At 58.9% G+C, this 20,814-nt stretch carries 13 protein-coding genes and 1 pseudogene; 11 read left to right on the top strand and 3 right to left on the bottom strand.

The features are described 5' to 3' along the window. Window positions 1–366 precede the first annotated feature (366 nt). The 6 genes and pseudogenes from AC2TZ7_RS15720 to AC2TZ7_RS15695 all read left to right on the top strand — a co-directional run bounded on the left by AC2TZ7_RS15720 (window position 367) and on the right by AC2TZ7_RS15695 (window position 6,432). A complete protein-coding gene (locus AC2TZ7_RS15720) occupies window positions 367–1,497 on the top strand; it encodes a DUF3800 domain-containing protein (protein ID WP_489864947.1) in 1,131 nt (376 codons plus the stop codon). A 745-nt stretch (window positions 1,498–2,242) separates the two neighbouring features. After that, a pseudogene (locus AC2TZ7_RS15715) lies at window positions 2,243–2,395 on the top strand (YnfA family protein); the annotation flags it as partial. A gap of 392 nt (window positions 2,396–2,787) precedes the next feature. Then, window positions 2,788–3,873 carry a hypothetical protein gene (locus AC2TZ7_RS15710; protein ID WP_489864946.1) on the top strand — a complete coding sequence of 362 codons (1,086 nt, stop codon included), beginning with the start codon at window positions 2,788–2,790 and terminating at the stop codon, window positions 3,871–3,873. Between the two features lie 584 nt (window positions 3,874–4,457). After that, window positions 4,458–5,215 (top strand): IS5 family transposase gene (locus AC2TZ7_RS15705; protein WP_134330913.1). Its coding sequence is split into 2 segments (ribosomal slippage): window positions 4,458–4,779 and window positions 4,779–5,215, totalling 759 coding nucleotides; the frame shifts between segments, so codons are not numbered across the junction. A 97-nt stretch (window positions 5,216–5,312) separates the two neighbouring features. Then, on the top strand, window positions 5,313–5,645 hold the full coding sequence (locus tag AC2TZ7_RS15700) for a hypothetical protein (RefSeq protein ID WP_143594888.1): 333 nt from the start codon (window positions 5,313–5,315) through the stop codon (window positions 5,643–5,645). 157 nt (window positions 5,646–5,802) lie between these two features. Then, window positions 5,803–6,432 (top strand): hypothetical protein, encoded by a 630-nt coding sequence (locus tag AC2TZ7_RS15695; protein ID WP_489864945.1) that lies wholly within the window; start codon window positions 5,803–5,805, stop codon window positions 6,430–6,432. A 2-nt stretch (window positions 6,433–6,434) separates the two neighbouring features. Here the strand turns inward: AC2TZ7_RS15695 and AC2TZ7_RS15690 are convergent, their stop codons facing one another. Beyond that, complete coding sequence (locus AC2TZ7_RS15690) at window positions 6,435–8,066, bottom strand: hypothetical protein (protein WP_489864944.1); 1,632 nt, start codon at window positions 8,064–8,066, stop codon at window positions 6,435–6,437. 117 nt (window positions 8,067–8,183) lie between these two features. Next, complete coding sequence (locus AC2TZ7_RS15685; RefSeq protein WP_489864943.1) at window positions 8,184–9,422, bottom strand: tyrosine-type recombinase/integrase; 1,239 nt, start codon at window positions 9,420–9,422, stop codon at window positions 8,184–8,186. A gap of 48 nt (window positions 9,423–9,470) precedes the next feature. Between AC2TZ7_RS15685 and AC2TZ7_RS15680 the strand changes: the two genes are divergently transcribed. The 5 genes from AC2TZ7_RS15680 (at window position 9,471) to AC2TZ7_RS15660 (ending at window position 16,236) form a co-directional block, all read left to right on the top strand. Further along, window positions 9,471–10,624, top strand: a protein-coding gene (locus tag AC2TZ7_RS15680; RefSeq protein WP_489864349.1) for an IS3 family transposase whose coding sequence is annotated in 2 segments (ribosomal slippage) — window positions 9,471–9,723 and window positions 9,723–10,624 — 1,155 coding nt in all. Because the reading frame shifts where the segments join, the coding sequence is not laid out codon by codon here. Window positions 10,625–10,718: 94 nt separating this feature from the next. Beyond that, the gene (locus tag AC2TZ7_RS15675; protein ID WP_489864942.1) at window positions 10,719–11,273 is read left to right on the top strand and encodes a hypothetical protein; all 555 of its coding nucleotides are present in this window, start codon (window positions 10,719–10,721) and stop codon (window positions 11,271–11,273) included. Next, the gene (locus tag AC2TZ7_RS15670) at window positions 11,270–13,408 is read left to right on the top strand and encodes a transposase (protein ID WP_489864941.1); all 2,139 of its coding nucleotides are present in this window, start codon (window positions 11,270–11,272) and stop codon (window positions 13,406–13,408) included. Before AC2TZ7_RS15675 ends, AC2TZ7_RS15670 begins: the two co-directional genes overlap by 4 nt. Before the next feature lie 12 nt (window positions 13,409–13,420). Continuing rightward, window positions 13,421–14,377 carry a TniB family NTP-binding protein gene (locus AC2TZ7_RS15665; RefSeq protein WP_489864940.1) on the top strand — a complete coding sequence of 319 codons (957 nt, stop codon included), beginning with the start codon at window positions 13,421–13,423 and terminating at the stop codon, window positions 14,375–14,377. 5 nt (window positions 14,378–14,382) lie between these two features. Then, window positions 14,383–16,236, top strand: a complete 1,854-nt coding sequence (locus AC2TZ7_RS15660; RefSeq protein WP_489866825.1) for a TniQ family protein — start codon at window positions 14,383–14,385, stop codon at window positions 16,234–16,236. Between the two features lie 341 nt (window positions 16,237–16,577). On the opposite strand, the gene AC2TZ7_RS15655 is transcribed toward AC2TZ7_RS15660, so the two are convergent. After that, entirely contained in the window at window positions 16,578–20,525 is a 3,948-nt protein-coding gene (locus tag AC2TZ7_RS15655; protein WP_489864939.1) for an autotransporter domain-containing protein, read from the bottom strand. Window positions 20,526–20,814 lie beyond the last annotated feature (289 nt).

The following is a 20,814-nucleotide window of genomic DNA, read 5'->3' as shown; positions in this document are numbered from 1 at the left end:
CCAGACCGTCCTCGCTCAGACAATCCCCTACGCTATGCTTCGGAGCTTACACTCAATTGAAGAAGGCGTTTCTTGAGGATATCATTATCGTATAGCCATGACGGCGGCCAGGTGACGATCGTAGCGACATCGGCATTACATGGCGCGTCCACCCGATACTGACGAGTCAGGTGGTTCGGGCGGAAAGCCGGCCTTCGCCGCAGTGGCGACAAATCCAAACTGCGAGGTTGGAAGCCGACATTCAAATCACTTCGAGCGCGGACCTTGCACCGCACCGCAGCAACCAAGAAGCTATTACTCTTATGTGTTCACGCGCCGCATTTTTGCGTAGAAGCAGGTTCAAGATCAGCACGCACGGGAGTGATCATGGCCGGCATAGAACAGGTAGGAACGCTAATTTCATTCGATGAGTCGGGCTTCACTGGCCCAGATCTTCTAAATGAAGGTCAACCCTATTTCGTTTACGCCTCACATGACCTGTCGCCAGAAGAAGCGGCGGGCTTCCTCGATAAACTTAAGACCGAATTTGGCCTTCAGGGTCGTGAATTGAAAGCAACCCGGCTCAAGAAACGTGGCGACTGGGCACGCCTATCAAACCGAATTTGCGAAATTTCGAACCAAAGGTCGAGGGTCGTTACATTCGATAAGCGCGCTGCGTTGGCCGGCAAGTTTTTTGAGTATTTCTTTGAGCCGGTTCTCGCTCAAAATAGCCTGGCGTTCTACCGTATAGACTTTCACCGCTACATGATGAATGCGTTAACCTCACTGATGTGGAAAAGCGGGGCCGACTACTCGGGTCTTAGCGCCCAGATGCAGGCATTCATGCGCTCTTTTGATCCGGCTGATGCGCCAGATTTATTCGGCACTGGTGATCAATATCCGATCGAGATGCAGCGTATCCAGAACTTCTGTTTGGGATACGCAGATCAAATCGAGGCAGCGACTGAACACCTTCGACCAGAGAATGATGAAACAGGAAAATGGGCATTGGATTTGACTTCGTCATCTTTGTTCAGCTTGCTTTTTCAATGGTGGGGACATAGGCACCCGAAGCTCCGGGTCTTGTGCGACGACTCGAAACCACTTGCCCCAATGGCCGATTTTTTCGACGCGTGGGTGGGTCAGGAGCAGTCCGTGCCAGTAACGAATGGCCGAACCACTGCTCATTTGCGAGGAAATCTCGTTGCCCCACTTGAGTTCGGATCTTCAGAACAACACCCGACAATTCAGTTGGCGGACCTGCTCGCAGGCATGGCCGCTGATTTCTGCATCCGTAGGCAAGATGCACCTGCCAATATTGAGAAATGGATCCGGAAAAATCGTATGTGGTCTAATTCTATTGAGTTTGATCCGGAGTTGGTCCGGAAGGGAAACCCAACAGTAAGAGTCGGAAGAGAGGTGCTAAAGGAATTGGCTGCGAGAGCGCAGAAAGGGGGCGATCCTTTGGCTGAAATTGGACCATTTATTGAGAGAAAGCAAAAAGAATTTGGAGCCTGAAGCTACCAAGGGCGACACAACCGAAAACAAATGTCGGCCAGAATATCTTGGTATTCAGGGGCGAAGATCGCAGCTCGGAAAAATGCGCATAAACTGAGGTGGCGTCAGGTTCGATTTCCCCTTGCATAAACAGTGGTGTTTTCTGAGGTGGGGGCCAATTCGTATTATATTAATGGCGGTGATTTCTCGCACTGTGTGAATGGGCCATTTCGAATTCTCGCGCTCGCAGCGAATGGCGGCTCTAACGGGCTGCACCGCATAAACGTTGGGTAAGCTCAACGGCAGCAAAGGGCCGGAGCGCGTCGATGCGTCCGGGCGGGTCTCAAGAAAGGCTTGCCGCGACACCGCATGGCCGGGCCGAGACCACAGTGGACTTCTGCAGCGCTTCATGCGGCGAGTCCAAGGTCGGTTGAAAGAGGCGTGTCTGCATCAAATTGCATGCAGAAAATCGGACCCGCAGTGCAGGCCCGAACCGTGTTGGCATCAGGGTGCCTTTGCAGACGCGACGCCCTGAAATGCGGCGTGATTTTCTGTTGTAAGTGTCTTCTTTAGGTTCGGCAGCTACGTCACGCGGTGAGCGAACTCCTCGCAAGCGCCGTGCGCTTTCCAGATTTCCGTCCCCCCTCGTAGTAAGAGCCGGGAAATTCCAGCTTCCGGTGATCCAACCTTGGGGAGCGGAGCAGCAAACTGCAGACTCTCGTTATGAACGAGGGACCCAAGGGGGGGGCAGGTCACCGGTCGTGCATATGCGGCCTACGGCGGCATATCCATCACAGCATCTATCGCATGGCTTTGGGCCGTAGAGGGGCAGGTCCCGACCCGATGGGATATCATCGGCGCAATCTTTTGCCTCACCGGCATGGCGATCATCTTGGTCGCCCCTATGCTTCAGAAGTAACCTGCGGTCTCAATCGGGCGGTTACGTCCAATCCCCGAACGCGCCCCCGCCGGTCGGGCTGGCGCTGCCTCCACGGGCGCAGCCCTCAGGGTCGGGGAGCGCGTCGCCCGCGACCGTCCGCATGGGGCTGAGTGCTGCGCGGAGCGGCGTTTAGTTTGTCTCGCGGCTTCGGGCTGGGTGGAGCGATATTCTGCGTCCGGCACGGAAGGCTGCTCAGGGCTGGGGGCGGACTTTCATCATGTTTGGAGACAGGGTCGGCTCAGGGCCGGTCTAGAACGGAAAACAATTCGAAATACGGTTCGGTGATGCAAGCGATGCTGATGGTTTCTTACACGCAAGAATGCAAGTAAGCGTTTGGATCTGCTGTAGACGTCTATTTCGTAGAGAACCGAATGTTCATTTTTCCATGTTACCTACGCCTCTTTCTCAAGTTTGGCACCTGCAACGGGACCACCAACGAGTTGGGCGACATCGGGCCCGCAGAGTTCCTTGGGAGTCGGGATGACGCGGATAAGGAAAGCGTCAGGCTTTACCGAGCCCTTGCACGAACGCTTAGCGCGGATGGCTTGAAGGGAATTCAGACAGAAACACGTCTTAGCCGAGAAATCCAACGGTATCACGGAAGCAAGTCTTCAGATCCTCAAGCCTACAGGGAAATAAAGGCGCTTCAAATGTCGTCATTGTCGGATTTGCCGATTACCAACGATGTCTCGATTTTGCTTTCGCCGCCTGTGAAGCAATCTAGTCCGAGGAAGCGCGACTCCATCTTGGAGATGATTGAGCGGGCGGAGAAGCTCGCAGTGGGTTCACGAAGCGGAAAAGCTACGCGTAAGGATTTCCTGTATTATCCGTGGTTGGGAGCTGGTAAACCTCTCATTCCCGTGCCCAACGAGACGGAAATTGAGCGTGTTGAGCGTTTGGTCACCAGTGATGCCGTGTTCTTTCTGTGGGTGGTGGCTCTCATTTCAAGCGACGGTATTTGGTCAAGAATCGACATTGAAAACCTTGTCCCCGCACGCGCTGACCAGCTCGGAGGCGCATGGGTTTCTTGGCTACAAGTCTTCACTCCGCAACCGAAAACGGCACCTAAGAGAGGGCCAAAGCCCGTGTATCAAAACGTTGCGACGTTTCTGGTTAGCGGAGACCCAGATGGTGGGCCGATGCAAACGGTTGCGGACGAATTAAGTGCCTTGGATCGCGGTAAGAAAAGGCTCACCGCGCGCGTATTGGATCGGCATCGCACTCTCTTGGAAGCCGCATTTGCCGCGAATTTTGATGCGGAGGAAGAGCATCCCAATCGCGCGGAAGAGTTGGCGGCGGTCGCATGGTGCGTTGGATTAGTTCTGGGATTCCTGCAGTTTTCCAAGGAGGTAGGCCTGTCTGAGCTGCGTGATAAGTATCCTTCGGCGGATTTGGATAGGGCCTTTGATGATGGGTTGGCGTTTTGGTCTCATTTGGTGCGTCAAGCGCGCGCATAAAACGCCCCCCACAGGTTCGCGTGAGGGGCGCAGTGTTCGTCTATTTCCCCTTGCTTTCCCCGTTAGAACGCCCGCCGCCACTCGGGTTGCCTGTTGTGGACGGCCAACCGCCGCCGTTTCCTTGTCCTTTGCCCATTTCAATGTCCTTTCCATACCTGATTGGTCTAGGTGCCTCCAAGCTACTGCAAACCCGCCGACAACATTCAGATGGGTTGGGACAAACGGCAGATGAGTAAAGAGATGATGAGGCGGCCGCTCAGAGAAACAGTAGCCATTCGCTTCGCAGCCACGAATAACCGAGATGCGCAACGAGCGGAGGTCAACAGGGCGCTACTCGTCGACCGTAAACGAGAGGCATCGCAATCCAGACCGGTCTCTGATCGCGGGCAGCTCAGAGGAGCCTCCGTCGTCCCCAAACCGTGCGTTGCGCGTATTCGTGGACTAGTTCATCACTATGGTCTCCTGAGGTGGTCGCAGCATAAACGGCAACGATGCCGCGGCCCTTGAGGATAGGTGCCCTAGGGTCAGGACCCATTGATTTCAGCAGAAGGGCATGATTCACCGCACGAAAACAGAGCGGTGACATGTCTGATCTATTCTGGCTGAGCGATGCGCAGATGGCGCGTCTGGAGCCCTACTTTCCGAAGTCCCATGGTAAGCCGCGCGTCGATGATCGGCGCGTCCTGAGCGGTATTATCTTCATCAATCGTAATGGGTTGCGATGGCGAGATGCGCCGAAGGAGTATGGCCCCCACAAGACGCTCTATAACCGTTGGAAGCGTTGGAGCGACAAAGGCATCTTCGCGAAGATGATGGCCGGACTGGCTGCCGGGCATGGCGAGAAGAAGACCGTGATGATTGACGCCACTTACCTGAAGGCCCACCGCACGGCGTCCAGTCTGGGCGTCAAAAAGGGGGGCGCGGCCGCCTGATCGGACGGACCAAGGGCGGCATGAACACGAAACTGCATGCCATCTGCGACAGCCAGGGACGCCCTCTCAACCTGTTCGTAACGGCAGGACAGGTCAGCGATTACATCGGTGCCCGGGCGCTTTGCGACAGTCTTCCGGATGTCGACTGGCTGCTCGGGGATCGCGGTTACGACGCCGACTGGTTCCGCGAAGCGTTGAAAGACAAGGGGATACGCGCCTGCATCCCGGGCCGTAAGCAGCGGAAGACACCGGTGAAGTATGACAAGCGCCGCTATAAACGCCGCAACCGGATCGAGATTATGTTCGGCAGACTCAAGGACTGGCGGCGGGTAGCCACGCGATACGATAGGTGCCCGAAGGTCTTCCTCTCGGCCATCGCTCTCGCCGCCACGGTCATCTACTGGCTATGAGTCCTGAGCCTAAGGTGGCCATTCACCTGACTTCGCGCTAGATTGCCGACAGGTAGCGATGCAGGGCGTAAACGTTCAAGGTAAGGAGCGTGTCGAAGTGAAAAAAGTCGACTTGGAAGTCACCGGTTCTCGATTAGTGATTGATTTTGCGCGCACCGATTTAAACACCGAAACATTGTTGGAAAGAGCAGAAGAAGTTCTGCCACTCCTGATCGCTCTTATTTCGGCAGACGACACACTGTGCAGGTTGACAGATGAAGAGCTCGCAGAGCGAGATCGCGCTTGGCAAGCTATGGATCTGATGTGCCAAGCGGCAACTCAAAGCGCTACGCGCCGCGCCGAACTCCTGGAAGCAATCGCTAGTGGAAGAGAGAGCATTGCGGCGCATGGTTTCCCTGAGTTTAGTGGCGAGAAATCCGTGGATGTTTAACCTACACGCTGGAATACCGGGCGTTGCTTCTGACCTACTGCATTCTGTTGATAAGTCGAGAATTCTCGAAGACCAAAGTTCGTCGGCAATCATTTCGCGCCCCATCTGGAAAAAGCGATTCAGAGAGCTAATAAATACGAGGTGGCGTGAGGCCGCGTTGGATACTGAATCCTGGAGCGCCGTTGAAGAAATTCTTTCTGATTTTTCGAAGTTTAATACCGTTGCGATAAGTCAGGATGCATTGCTTGGCGTTGCAGAAGATTCTTTCCTGAAAGACAAAGTTCTTCCGCAAACCGAGGCTCGAGTTTCTCGGGTCGCGGAGATTTTTTCTGGTCACTCTGTGATGCTTCATTTTGCGATCACGAGTCAGCTTGACTACTTTTATGAGTTCGTTCGCTCCAAAAATAATATTGATGCTCTCTCAGAGGCGCGGACCGTGCCCTCGTGGTCGAGTCTTATCGAGCGAATAAAAGAAATTGTGCCGGAATTTCAGATTATGGTTTGGGACTTTGAGCGCCCCAGGGAAATCGCGTTGTCCTTTATCGGAGAGTTGCTGCGGGTAGACGATTTCGATCTTATTCTGGATTTAAAGGAGTTGATTGCCTCCGCTTTTCCAGAGCGTCAAAGTCCTCTGGATAGCGAATCTTTGCCGGGTCTTTCATTTGAAACCATTGAGAGGCTCGACGTTCAATATGAACTCGATTTGCAGCGGCTTTCTAAAATGGAGGGAGTTACTCTCGTTCGTCCGCCAAGCCAGATGTCGCAAGTTCCTAGTTATTACCCTTAGCTTCACTCAAAGAACGACCAGGTGTCCTCAAAGCCATTAACGGATATGTCTTTCTCTTTCCGCGTTTTGTCCATTCTAGTAAATACGTTTCCTGAGTTCTTAACTCGAAGCAAAAACTCCATCATTACTAAGCCAGCGACATCATCGCTTCTAGCGAGGTCCAACAGGAGAGCGTTGGTATTTAGTAGAAGGTCTGTGCCACCTACGCTATACCGATCGAGGCCGCGAAATTCGTTTGGTGTTTGCGGTGATGCTTCTGAGTATGTCGCGTTTTGCTCAGCGCCCTCGATCGCGCGCTCGCCTTCATAGATCTTCATCATGTTTGCATAAAAGTAGCCGCTTGCGCCAATCTGTCTCTGAGCTTCATTTAATCCATGATCTAAAAAGGTTTGGAGAGTGGATATCAGCCAGCGCGTTGACAATTCATTAACTAACTGAATTCCATGCTCGCGCCAAATTCGGTGAAAAATCAATGAAGCTTTTTGCGTGTATTGCGTATCGCGGCGCAAATAGCTGATAGCAAGAGCATTGATTTTGGCGAGTCTGGATTTTCCTCTGAGGTGATAGTCAAGAATTCGTGACTGATCTGCCATGTTCGCACGAGATTCCGAGGGAAGCTCGACTTCAGTTGGAAGGATATCAAATAGGTATTGAGATAGGTCGACATCCTGCGCGGGGAGAAGATCGATAACATCTTGTGGTGCAAACCTAGAAGCAGATCTCATCGAAAGTGCCGGAAACGCTACCGCAGCTAGCTCATTTGACTTGGCAGCAGGCGGTGACGATGTTTCATTTAATGGGCGCGGCTTCCAATTAGCCAAAATGAGTTTCTTCGAGAACCAAGCCGTCGCCTTAAAGCTCGAGAGTTTATTGACACGCTCCAACAGCTGAGATGCTTCTATGGACGGTGCCGAATTTACTCTTTGAGGGGGGGTTGGCAGATGTATATTCGATGCTCCTGCAAGTTTGAGAATTTTGCTGATTCCGTCGCCCACATCTTTGTAGTAATCTTCTACTATGAATCGCTCGCCAAAAACGCTCCGCGGTTTCTCGAGTTTTTGCGCCCAGGAAAAGTCAGTCGAAAACCTCGTATGGAAATCTCGAAAGTCGTGGAAGTCCGTGCGATATTTTAATGATTGGTGATAGCAACTTTTCAACCAATCTTCTTCGTTGCGCTCGAAGAAAATGAAACGTACATCGTGAGGCCGTAGGGCACGCATAATTATGCGTAAGTTTTTTGTGATTTTTGAGTATACCTCTCGTCTCTTAGACCGGCCAGGGATGTCCCCACAAAAATCTTCTTGGCTTAATATAATCGTATTGCAGGTTGAATTCTTTATTGTTTCAGAAATTTCCTCAAGCTTTCTTTCGGCGTCTTCGAATTTTTCCTTCGCAAGCGAGATGGCCGCATCGTGGGTGTCTTCGTCGTGCAGAAAAAGAAAGCCTTCTTGGAATAAACTATCCTTATTGCCAAGTAGGAACTTCTGAACAGATGTTGTTCCCGTCTTGTGCGGGCCGATATGTATTATTACTCTTTTTTTCACTTTAATACGCTCAACGTTCAGAAGTTCGACTTTCGCCCAAAGGCTTCCATCCTCACGGAACCCTGGCAGCTTCAACGTAGTGAAACTCAACCCACCAGTCTATCGCGTCTTGCCGATTTTATCGTGTTCGTAGGATTTATCCGGGACCGAGTCCCTTGCTTTCACGTGCAGACTTTCGCTCGCCCCTCGTTATGCGCTACTGAATACCTATGTGTCTGCGCATTGTTGGGTGGATATAGCAGAAATATACTTACGAGCACGTCTGCTCATGAACTGAAGCTCGTCGCCTCGGCACCGCGCGAAGTTGCTTCGCGGCCACGAAGAGGCGGGGACCGGGGGAGGCGCAGCTTGAAGCGATTTCCGTAAAGACCGCATCCGCTCATCATGCTCACGAGGCTGATCTTCCAGTGTCGCAAATCGTAGAGCGAGCTCACGCTCGATACTTTCGAAGGAAAGGTGGCCATAAGTCCGGCTCACCGTGTCAGTGTTCGCGTGGCCGAGTTGACGCGCGACGATGGCAAGCGGCGCACCGGCTTGCACAAGCTGACTGGCATAGGTGTGCCGCAACCCGTGGAACACGAATTCATGCGGCAGCCCGGACTTCTCGACAGCTGCTTTGAAGAGATGCTTGTGACGGGTTTTCCAGATTTGGCCTGCGCCAGTGCGAAAGACGATGTCATCGTCTGCTTTCCCGGCGCATTTGGCCAAGAAAAATCGCATCCCTTCCTCGGGGAGATACACATAGCGTGGTCGCCAGCCTTTGGGGGAGGAAACGTAAATGCCAAAGATGTCTTTGCCGACATCGCACACGCGAAGCGCTGAAAGCTCGGACACGCGACAGCCCGTGTAAAGCGCTGCCCGCACCAAGTCCGCGAGATCTGGGCGGCATGCGGCTATAAGCTCACGACACTGTGCGCGTGTGAGGAAGATCTGAAGAGGAACTTCCAAATTCGGGACGCGGTGGATGCAGCGCCAAGACCGCTCTGAGGCGGTGTGGCCGTTCTCCCATGCCATCTGCATAGCAATTCGCAATATCCCCAGCAGCGTGTTCAGTGTTCCTTTCCGGCGGCGCAATGCATCCGGGTCGAGGCTTTCAATCTTTACCCTTGCCTTGAGGGCCTGGTTCCCCCGCTTGGGTGGCGTCTCAAGGATGACACGACAGAACTTGGTGATTGTGTTGCCGGTCAGCTCGTCGAGCTGAACCGCTCCAAGGTGCGGCAGGATATGAAAGTTGATCAGCGCAACAAGCGTCTCAAATGTCGTCTTCGTTCCAGCGATGCGCTTCCATTCCACGTAGTCGATCAGGGCGTCGCCAACTGTGAAGCCAGTTTCGCTCTTCGAGTATCGCAGATGTTGTGTGGTTCCCACCGGGTAGCTCGCCGAGGCGTTGCCCTGCAATTCCTGCTCGGCAAACTGAGCTACCCCCTGAAATTCGGACACTGACATAAGCTACGATTTGCAGTCTGCTGATCTTCGACGAGAAGGAGATCAGAGATGTCGAAACGCAAGCAGCACGCGCCCGAGTTCAAGGCAAAGGTCGCGCTGGAAGCCCTGAAGGGTGAAGAGACAGCGGCCGAACTGGCGAGCCGGTTCGGGGTGCATCCGACGATGATCCATCAATGGAAGCGGGCCCTGCTCGAAGGCGCGTCCGGCGTGTTCGAGCGCGGGGGCCGCAAGAAGCCCGAGATCGACGAGGAGCAGGTGAAGGAGCTCCACGCCAAGATCGGGGAGCTGGCGGTGGCCAACTCTTTTTTGGAACGAAAGCTGAAGCCCTGGGGCGGGAAGTGAGGCGCGGCATGATCGAGCCTCACCACCCGGACCTGTCGATCGGCCAGCAGTGCAAGCTGCTGTCGATCGCGCGCTCGTCTTTCTACTACACCCCCAAGGGCGAGACCGAACAGAACCTCGGCCTGATGCGACGGATCGACGAGCAGTTCCTGGAGACCCCGTTCTTCGGCGTCCGGCAAATGACCTGGCATCTGCGTAACGACGGACACTTGGTGAACGAGAAGCGGATACGGCGACTGATGCGCCTGATGGGGCTGATGCCGATTTACCAGAAGCCCAACACCAGCAGGCCCGCAAAGGGCCACAAGACCTATCCCTACCTGCTGCGAGGTCTGCGAGTGGATCGCCCGAACCAAGTCTGGTGCTCGGATATCACCTACCTGCCCATGAGGCGCGGATTTCTATACCTCGTTGCGATCATGGACTGGCACACGCGAAAGGTCTTGGCCTGGCGGATCTCGAACACGCTGGAGGCCGACTTCTGCGTCGAAGCGCTGAACGAAGCCGTCCACAAGTTCGGCCCGCCCGAGATCATGAATACCGATCAAGGGTCTCAGTTCACGTCCTTCGCCTGGACGGACACGCTGCGTCGATCCGGCGTGCGCATATCGATGGATGGGAAAGGCCGCTTCCTGGACAACATCTTCATCGAGAGGCTGTGGCGCACCCTGAAATACGAGTGCGTCTACCTGCACGCTTGGGAGACAGGATCGGAGACGAAGGCGGCCATCCGGAAATGGATGACCTTCTACAACCACCAGCGCCCTCACTCAGCCCTCGGCGGCAAGCCACCGGCGCTGGTGTATTGGCAGAGAAATGATATCAACCAACCCGGTCAGCAGGTGCAACGAGTAGCTTAATTTACGTCAGATCCTGTCCAAGAGATGGGGAGTAGCTCGCTCCCGTGAACACTGCACGGGCCAGATCCCGGTGGGGCCTGGTGGAGGGCGGATTGTGCATCTCGAAAGCCACCTCGAGCTGTGCTGGTGCCTGACACTGATGGGGCGTGAGAGTACGGCGGACCTGCGCGAGCAGGTGGGGTTCGGCTGGGAAGACGAGCAGGGCGAGATGCGTCGGCATTGGTTCGACTTCTTTGTCACCGAAGTCGACGGCTCGCAGATCGCGTATTCGGTCAAGCCGCAGGCCCGCGTGTCCGAACGTTTTCTGCGCGAGATGTCGCAGATCGCGGAGCAAGCGCGGGAAAGCGGTTTCGTGGACGATGTCCGGCTGCTGACCGACGAGAACCTGGATCGGATCGATCTATTCAACGCAAAGCTCTTCTTCGCCTATCGGCGACCGGAGCCAGCTGCGGACCGACTGGCCCACGAAACCCATGATGCGATGTCGGGCCTGTGCAAGCTCGGCGAACTGGTCGCGTATTTCAATGAGCCTGGCGATGGGTTCCGCGCCTTCGTCCGCCTCATCCAATCCGGCCATCTGAAACTCGTTCGCCACGAGCAGATCTCCCTCAATTCCAGTGTCTTCAAAGCAAGAAAGGTGACCCAATGACCCTTCAATTCGGCCAAGCCATCTCCTCGCAGCGCCTCGCGTTCGATCCCGCCGATCGTGTCTCGATCGACAACATCTCGATGCGGCCCATCCACTGTAATGAGGATGGCTGGGTTCTGCAGGACGACGATGGCTCCGGGTGTGCGCGCCAATTCACCCATCAAGAGCTGAACCAATATGCAGCGCAGGGAAGGCTCACCCATCAACGCGGCTACTTCCTGCCCGCTCAGGCGCGTGCGCGTCTGAAGCAGGCGGAGTTCCTGATTTCGGCACTGCCGAAGCGTCAGCGTGTCGCGTTTGCCAAGCGCGACGCTTGGGTGCTGGCGTATTTCGAGCTGCAGAAAGACGGCATGAAGATTACGGATGCCTCCATCGAAGCACATAAAGCTAAGCTTCTGGAAACGATGGTAAAATTCGCCGAGCAGTCGTGCAACCACGATTTGCCCAATAAGACGAAAACGAACAATTTCTTCAAGACACCTTCGGCTCGCACCCTTCGCCGCTGGGTTAAGCAATATCGTGAGGCGGGCGCCGCCGGGCTTGCCGACCGGATCGCCGCTCGAGGAAACCGTGGTCATCGGATGACGCCGGCAGAGATCTCGCTCATGATGCAAGAGGTCCGTGGATACATGTCCGAGACGCGCCCTACGGAAGCGAAGATCGTCGAAGACGTCATGCGTGCTTTTGACGAGCGAAACGCGGAGCTCCGCGCCGAGGGACAGCCCGAGCTCCGCGCTCCCAGCCGGTCGACGGTTCGAAATGCGATCAAGTCTCTGGACCTCTATCAGGTCACGGTTGCACGCGATGGGCTCGATTATGCGCGCAAGAAATTTGCACCGGTCGGAAACGGGCTGATGCTCACGCGGCCTCTGGAGCGCGTCGAGATCGACGAATACCGCGTCGATGCGATCACCCTGATGGCGTCCTCCGGTTTGGACGGATTTTTGAGCGAAGATGAGCGCAAAGCGCTTGGCCTCGACGGATCGAAAGCGCGTTGGATCATCACGGTCGCGATCTGTGCCACGACGCGCTGTATCGTCGGTATGTCGATCAGCCGGGAAGCCGGTGGGGCGGCCGCGAAACAGGTCCTTCAGATGATCGTTTCGGACAAGGGCAAGTGGGCGGATGCGGTGGGGGCGCAGGGCTCCTGGGACATGCATGGCCGCCCGGAGCTGATTGCTACGGATAATGGCTCGGCGTTCATTTCCGAGACCTTCCGGGCTGGCTGCGCGGATCTGGGCGTCGCTCATGAGTTCACGCCGCCTGCGACCCCTGAGATGCGCGCGCGCATCGAGCGTTTGTTCCGCACGATTGCCGTGAAGCTTCTGCGGCGCCTGGCAGGCCACACCTTCTCCAGCATTCTCGAAAAAGGGGATACGGATCCGAAAGCCCGCGCAGCACTCACTTTCGACGACTTTGCTTTCGCCATGGTGCGCTGGATCGTGGACATCTACCACAATCAGCCGCATCGCGGTCTCGGGGGGGAAACCCCGCTGAACTGCTGGCGTCGTCTGGAGAAGACGCCTGGCGTTGCACCGTCGCCTTCGAACCGGGAATTCCGGCTGATCTTCGGTGTCCGCCATACCCGTAAGCTCGACAAGGGCGGGATCACGGTGCAGGGGCTGCGCTACCACTCGGATGAATTGGCAAGATGGATGCTCCCCGATGGTGAGGTCGAGCTCGAGGTGGCGTGGCACCCGCGCGACATCGGCGCGATCCTCGTCTATCTCGGTGGCGAGTGGGTCGAAGTGCCTGCGCTCGACAAGCGTTACAGTGGTGTGGCCGCGCAAACCTGGCTAACGGCGGCCCGCCAGCTCAAGAGCGCAAACCCGCGGCGCAAGGAGTTCGATCACGACACGATCTTCGCGGCGATCAAGGCCATTGAAGACCGCAACGCCCAGGCAATGGCTTTGGCGGGGCTTCTCGTCGAGGAGTGGACCGAGGAGAAACTCGCACGGGCAGAAAAGCGCCTCTTCATGGGGTTCAGGGAGTCGACCCGCACGCCGAGCGATGTGGCGCCTGCCGCCGATGGCAAGCCCGGCATGTCCATTCCGTCCCGGGAGAAGGAAGAGGCGGCCGCGAAACCCAAGCGCAAACGCAAGGGGAAATCGTCCGACTGGAACGTGGAGGACTGAGCCATGAGAGATATGGGCAAGGTGATGCGGATCCTCGAAGACCTGCGTGGGCTGCACGTGACCAACCCTCGGGACGCGGAATTCGCGTCCCAACTCCACCGACTTCTGGCGCATGACGCGGACGGCAATCCTTTGCCGTCCGCTTTGCGGTTCACCTCCACGGGCGAAACGCGGGGCATCATGGTCGTCGACGAGCCGGGTGGCGGCAAATCCACGCTCGTGCAGCGGGGCCTGGATCGCTGCGCGGCCCTTCAGGCTGAGCCGGGAGCGTCGAAGCGCTATCTGGACGCGGCGGTGCCCAGTCCGGCGACCCTCAAGAGCATGACGCGCGAGCTGCTCAAGGACAGCGGCTATCCCGATGTCTCGAAGAGCCGGGAAGTCTGGTCGATGATGGAGCTTCTGCGCGAGAGGATCTCCATGCTCGGGGTCGTGGCGATCTGGATCGACGAGGCCCACGACCTGTTCTGTGCCGACAGAAACCTGATCCTACGCGCCCTGAAATCGCTGATGCAGGGGGATGCCGCTGTCATCGTTATCCTGTCGGGCACGTCCGCGCTCGCGGAGGTCGTGCGCTCCGACCCGCAAGTCCAACGCAGGTTCACGAGCCTCATTCTGCCGCCGGTCGATCCGAAAGCCGACGGCGACCAGATCGCCGGTCTAATCGAAACCTACTGCCAAAGGGCAGGCCTCGCGCCTCCGGCCGAGACGGATCTCGTCGAGCGCGTGACCCATGCGGCGCGGTATCGCTTCGGACGGACAGTGGAGGTCGTCGTGAATGCGATCGAACGCGCGCTGATGGACGGCGCGGATCAGCTGGATATCGATCACTTCGCGGAAGCCTACGCGCTGCATGAGGGCGCCGGGTCCGAGCGCAATGTGTTCCTCATCGAGGATTGGTGGAACCTCCGACCGGATGGAGAGGCGGTGGAAGCGCCTTCGCCGCGTCGGCGTCGGAAGGGCAGGGGGTGATCGTGATGCAGCTTCGACCCGATCTTCCGTTCCAAGCCGAAGAAACCGTCCTGTCTTGGACTGCACGTCTTGCCGCCTTCCATACTGGAGGGCGGTTAGTGCCCTTCCTCAATGACTTGGGGATTGCGCAAAATCGCCTTTCCGCGGGATGTGAGGAGGCGCTTCTGCGACTGTCTGCCAAGGCCGGCCAGGATGTGTCCCGCCTTCGTCGCAACGCCATCACGCGGATCGGGCTCCGCCAGTATCGCCTGCGCCACGAGACCTTCAGCGCAGAGTTCACCACCGGGGCGGTGACGCGCTTTTGTCCCGCGTGTCTGGCGGCGGACGATGCCGGCGGCGGGCGCAGTGCCACGGTTCGCATGCACCGGCTCGAGTGGCTGCTGCAGCCGGTGCGTATCTGCCCCCATCATTCGCTCCCGCTCATCGAGCGCAGGAGAGGCGATTGGGATAATTTCCTCCATGAGTTGCCGGTCCTCGTGCCGGAGACGCGTGGGCAACTTCTCCGCATGGCGGATGCCGCCTCTTCTGCAACGCAATCGCGGCTTCAGGGCTACGTCACAACGCGGCTTCAGGGCGGCAACGGGCCGGAATGGTTGGATCGGCAATCAATCGAGCAGGCCGTGCGTGCAACTGAAATGCTTGGTGCGGTCCTCGCCTTTGGTTCCGAGGCGAAGCCGGGCGATCTGAATATGCTTGACTGGGTCCGGGCGGCAGATTCCGGGTGGCCCTATGTGAGCGAAGGAGAGCCCGGTATCCGCAAGGCGCTGGAGCACCTGCAGGAGGATGCCAAGGGCAGGGGACGGGCGTGGCTGAGCCGAACGGCTGTGTTCGGGATGCTCTATCGCTGGCTTTCCTCAAAGAAGCTTCGCAAGGACCCAGGGGAGATCCGTGAAATCCTGCGCCGTCATATCGTCGATACGATGGATGTTGCCCCCGGCGAGAGCGTCCTCGGGAAGGTGATCCAAAACCCCACACTTTGCAGTGTGACGACCTTGGCGAAGTCGGATGGTGTGCATGCCCTGACGCTGCGCGATGTACTGATCTCACGCGGGGCCCTCGAGCGCGGGGCCGCGTCGCGAAGCTGTGGGGAGCTCCTCGTTGATGCCAGGGTGGGTCGCAAGGCGAGTGACGGGATCCGTTGGGCGGTGCCGTTCACGCGTGCGGGTGACATCCTGAACGCATCGCGGCCGATGGTGTCGACGCTCATTGAGATCGGGGCGCTATCGCAGGTCCGCCTCGACGGTGAGGCCAGAGGGAAACTCAGCCGGTCCATCGACGAACGGGAGATGCGCGAACTGCTGCGGCGGCTCGACAGCCTTGTGCCAAAAGTGGTCGCGTGCGTTCCTCCCGGTATGGCGACGATCTCCCAATGCCTTGAACGCTCTCGCCTGACGAATGAGCAAGTCTTGCGCCGCTTGCTTTCCGGGCAGGTTCGTCGGGTATTCCGGTTGGTGGATGTTGCAGGGTTCAGAGGGGTGGTCATCGATCCTAAGGAGTTTTCCACGCCTGAAGCTCTTCCGTTGCCTGGGATGTCCACGGAGATGGCGATGCTGGTGTTGGGTCTGAACCGCGCGGCGATTAATTCTATGATCCGAGAGCGAGAGGGTGGCTCTCTCCTCGAGGTGGTCGATGTTCAGGGCGAATACGGCAAATGGGTTTTTCCTGAAGCGCTCGATCGGTTTCGGGAACGCTTCGTGTTCGGCCACCGGCTTGAGCTGGAATACCGGATCAAGAGGTCTGCCGCGAAATCTTTGTTGGACGCGTATGGCGTTAAGCCATTGTTCAATCCCCGGGAATTTGGAGCGATGATCTATCATCGTGCTGATCTACCTGCGGAAATCACCGAGCGTAGAACCTAAGCCGCTCAGTCCGAGACCCAAATGCCGCCTTCGGGCGGCATTTTTTTATGATCTTTCGATGGACACTAATTGCTAACAAAATGGACAATTTGGCCGCCGATCAGCTTTGAGACGCGTTCGGAGGTATTTAAAATCAATGGCTTACGGCGTCCGTTTTCGAGAGAGTGGACGTTTTATGGGAGGTTCCACAAGAAAAAGCAAATGAGTGCGCAGGCGAAAGCATAAGCCTGCGCATGGGTTGCCCAAGCTGGTCTATGAATGATCCCGGGACGTCAGGCTGAAACAGGAACGGGGCGAGGATGCATATCCTCGCCCCGTTTGGTTTTCGGCTGTCTCCCGCGTCAGAACTGCTTGGACAGTCTCAGTGAGATGCTGTTGCTGTGGCTGTTCGACCCCGAGGTGTTGCGCAGGTCGATGCTGAGCTGCGTGCCCCCCTCGAAGGCGATATTCGTGCCCAGCCCGATCGTCAGGAGGTCCTGATCGGATTGCGGCAGGTTCAGCACATATTGCGAGCCGTTCACCAGATCCGCATAGCTCATCCCCGCGGCGATATCGCGGTTCATCACCCGGTTATATTCCAGCCGGAAGTTCGGCGAGACCGTCCCGAAGCTCGTTTTTCGGGTGAAGCCGCCGCGCAGGCCGAAGTCGAGCTGGGTCGAGCCGAAGCTTTGGCGGTCGAAGCTCAGCGCATCGGCCGGGTCCGCAGTGCGCTCGGTAAAGGCATTCAGATGCCCCGAGATCACCTGCATCCCCGCATAGGGCGAGAGCATCCAGTCATCCTGACGGAACTCCATCCCGGCGCGGACCTGTGCGAAGACCTGAGAGCCATCGCGCGAACCGTAGGCCATATCCGGCCCGCCCGAGATCGCGCGGCGGCTGTCGAAGCCCAGCGTGCCATAGCCCGCCAGCACATCGACAAAGCCGCGTTCGCCGGTGCGGAAGGTTCCGTAGGCCACCGCGTTCACGCTATGCCCGCTGGTCTTCGAGCCATCGCTGCCGATATCCGAGCGCCCGTTGCCATAGCCGAGCCCGAGCCCGAGGATCGCATCCGCGCTGGGTTGGTAGTCGAGGCCCGCGCTGAGCCCGTTGCTATGGAGGTCGATTGCGCCGTCCTTCGTCAGGTTCAGCGTGCCCGCCGTCCAGATCGCGGTTTGCGGGCCGAACAGGTTCTCGGAGGTGCCGCTGGTCGAGACGGATGGGGTCGGCGCAGCAGCCGCGCCACGCGTAGCCCCTCTGCTCGGCGCGGGCGTGCCGCCCGTCTTGGTCTCGAACGGATCGACCGGGTCGGCCAAACCGCGCGCGCGGGTCACGCTGGGAAAGCCCAGACGCGCGCCGAAACTGTCGCGCAGGCCATTGCCGTCGCGCAGCGCTTCGAGATGCGAGGAGAAGTTGCCGATCTGCGTGCGGGCGAATTGCATCGCCATCGTGTTCTGCGCGGTCACGATCCCGATCACATCCGGATCCTGTGTCGGATCGGGGGCCACCTCGACCAGAACCGTCAGCGTGGCGCTGCCCGGCGCGTAGCTCGCATTACCGGCGGTCGTGCCGGTGATCTGGCAGCTACCCGCCGCGATCGGCGTGACCACAGCGCCGCTGAGCGTGCAGACCGATGGCGTCGCGTTGCTCAGCGTCACCGTCAGGCCAGAGCTCGCCGTCGCGGTGGCTGCGAAAGGCGCGCTGCCGATCCGCACCGGAGAGCTGACCGGGGCAAAGGTGATCGTATCGGTCTGGCGCGCCACGGTGGCGGTGATCGTGTAGCTTTGCGTCGCGATCCCATCGGCTGCGGTGGCTGCCACGGTGATCGTGTTCGCGCCCGTCGCCAGAGAGACCGGCGCCGAGGCGCTGCCCGAGGCGGTCGCATTGCCGTTCACGGTGAGGTTCGCGCCGCTATCCGTGGCCGTCGGCGTGACGGTGATCGAGCCCGTGCCATAGGGCAGGTCCACCGAATAGCCGCTCGTGCCCGAACTGAACCCGGGGCTCAGAGTGCCTTGGCTCACGCTCAGCGCCGAGAGCGTCGCGACATTCGACAGATAGGCGAACTGATCCGCGCTGGTGGCAGCCGAGGTGCCGCCCGGCGCGGTCACGCTCACATGCACCGTGCCCGTGCCCGAAGGCGCGGTCGCGGTGATCTGGCTGTCGGAATCGACGGTGAAGCCGCTCGCGGGCGTCCCCCCGAAGCTGACCGCCGTCGCGCCGGTGAAATCGCTCCCCGTCAGCGTGACGGAGGTGCCGCCGCTGGCGGACCCCTGTGCCGGGCTGATCGCGGTGATCGTGGGGGCGGCGCGCTGGATCGCGATGGTGATCGTGGCGCTTTGGAAACTCGCATTCGGCGTGCTGGCATCATGGCCGCTTACGGTGAAGCTGTAGCTGCCATTGGCCGTCGGCGTGCCGCTGAGCGTGCCGGTGGTTGAGAGCGACAGCCCCGGCGGTAGCGAGCCGCTCGCAGGGGTCTGGTCGAAGCTGTAGGGCCCGGTTCCGCCCGAGACGCTCAGCGTGGCCGAGTAGCTCGTGCCGACCTGCCCATCCGACAGCGCGCCCGAGGTCACGGTGAAGGTGGGCGCCGAGACGGTGATCGTGACCGTCGCGGGGGCGGAGGTGCCCGTCGCGTTCGTGCCGGTATAGGTGAAGCTGTCCGCGCCGTGATAGCCCGCCGTGGGCGTATAGCTGATCGCGGTGCCGCTCACCTTGGTCGCGCCGTGGCTGGGCCCGGAGGCGACCGTGACCGATGTCGCCGCGCCGCCGGAGAAATTCAGCGGCACCGCGTTGTCGGTCGAGTCATATCCTACGGTGAGGTTCACGGCATTCGCGGTCGGCGCCGCCAGCGGCGAGACGCTGTTCGACGCGGTCGAGGCCGGGCCGGTGCCCGCAGAGTTGGTCGCGGTGACGGTGAAGCTGTAGCTGGTGCCATTCGTGAGGCCTGTAACCGTGATCGGCGAGCCGGTCCCGGTTCCGGTAACCCCGCCCTGCGTGGAGGTCACGGTGTATCCGGTGATCGTCGCGCCGCCGTCGGAACCGGGCGCGGTGAAGCTGACCTCGGCCTGCCCATCTCCCGCCGTCGCGGTGCCGATCGTCGGTGCGCCTGGCACGACCGCGTTCACGGCGAAGCTTTGCGTGACGGTCGGGGCGGCGTTATAGGTGCCATCGCCCCCCTGATCGGCATCGATCGAGCAGGTGCCAGTCGAGATGAAAGTTAGCACGCCGCTCGAAGTGATCGTGCAGACGCCCGCCGTGGAGGACGAGAAGCTGACCGTCAGGCCGGACGAGGCGGTTGCGCTCAGCGTCGGCGAGGTGCCGTAGGTCTGCGCGCCCGGGTTATTGAAGGTGATCGTCTGCGCCGCCTTCGGCGTTACCGCGTTCGAGGGGCTGGAGGCCGGGCTCGTTCCGACGGAATTCGTCGCGGTGACGGTGAAGCTGTAGCTGGTGCCATTCGTGAGGCCTGTAACCGTGATCGGCGAGCCGGTCCCGGTTCCGGTAACCCCGCCCTGCGTGGAGGTCACGGTGTATCCGGTGATCGTCGCGCCGCCGTCGGAACTGGGCGGGGTGAAGCTGACCTCGGCCTGCCCATCTCCCGCCGTCGCGGTGCCGATCGTCGGTGCGCCTGGCACGACCGCGTTCACGGCGAAACTCTGCGTGACGGTCGGGGCAGGGTTATAGGCGCCATTGCCCGCCTGATCGGCGTCGATCGTGCAGGTGCCGGTCGAGATGAAAGTCAGGGTGCCGCTCGAGGTGATCGTGCAGACGCCCGCCGTGGAGGACGTGAAGCTGACCGTCAGGCCGGACGAAGCTGTTGCGCTCAGCGTCGGCGAGGTGCCGTAGGTCTGAGCGCCCGGGTTGTTGAAGGTGATCGTCTGCGCCGCCTTCGGCGTTACCGCGTTCGAGGGGCTGGAAGCCGGGCTCGTACCGACGGAATTCGTCGCGGTGACGGTGAAGGTGTAGCTGGTGCCGTTGCTCAGGCCGTTCACCGTGATCGGGGAGGCGGTCGTGCTGGTGCCGGTCGACCCGCCCGGCGTGGCGGTCGCGGTATAGCTGGTGTTCGCGTCGCCGCCATTCGAGGCCGGGGCGGAGAAGCTGACCTGCGCGCTGCTATCGCCGGCCGTGGCCGAGACATTCGTCGGCGCATCCGGCGCGGTCGCGGGATTCGGAAAGGTGAAGGTGACGGTGTAGGTGGTATCGGTTGTGCTGTTTCCGCCTGACGAGACGCCCGACGCGTAATAGAGCGTGACCGGAACTCCGCTGGCCGGATAGGTCGTCGGGGGCGTGTCCAGAGTGACAGAGTAGGTGTTGAACACCAGATTGCCACCGAGGCTCGGATCGCTTGAAGAGGGGCCGGGAGTGATCGTGATCTTCGCCCCTGAGGCCGGATCCGAAAAGGTTTTAGGGGTTGGGCTATTGCCAGCCGAGATGGGTTGGGCCGTAATCGGGTAAAGGTTCGCGTTGAGGCCGCTGGCGTCAAACAAACCCCAGCGGACATCGCCGCATTCCGAGCTCACGTCGAGCGTCTTTGACGACCCCTGCCCACCATCCAATAAAAGCGTCGTGCCGGTGCCGCAGGCGGCCAGAGAGGCGCTCGCCCCGGCG

Source organism: Thioclava sp. ISO4, assembly GCF_058105145.1.
Note: the sequence above shows the minus strand (reverse complement) of the source record. Positions and strands in the feature narration are given on the sequence as shown.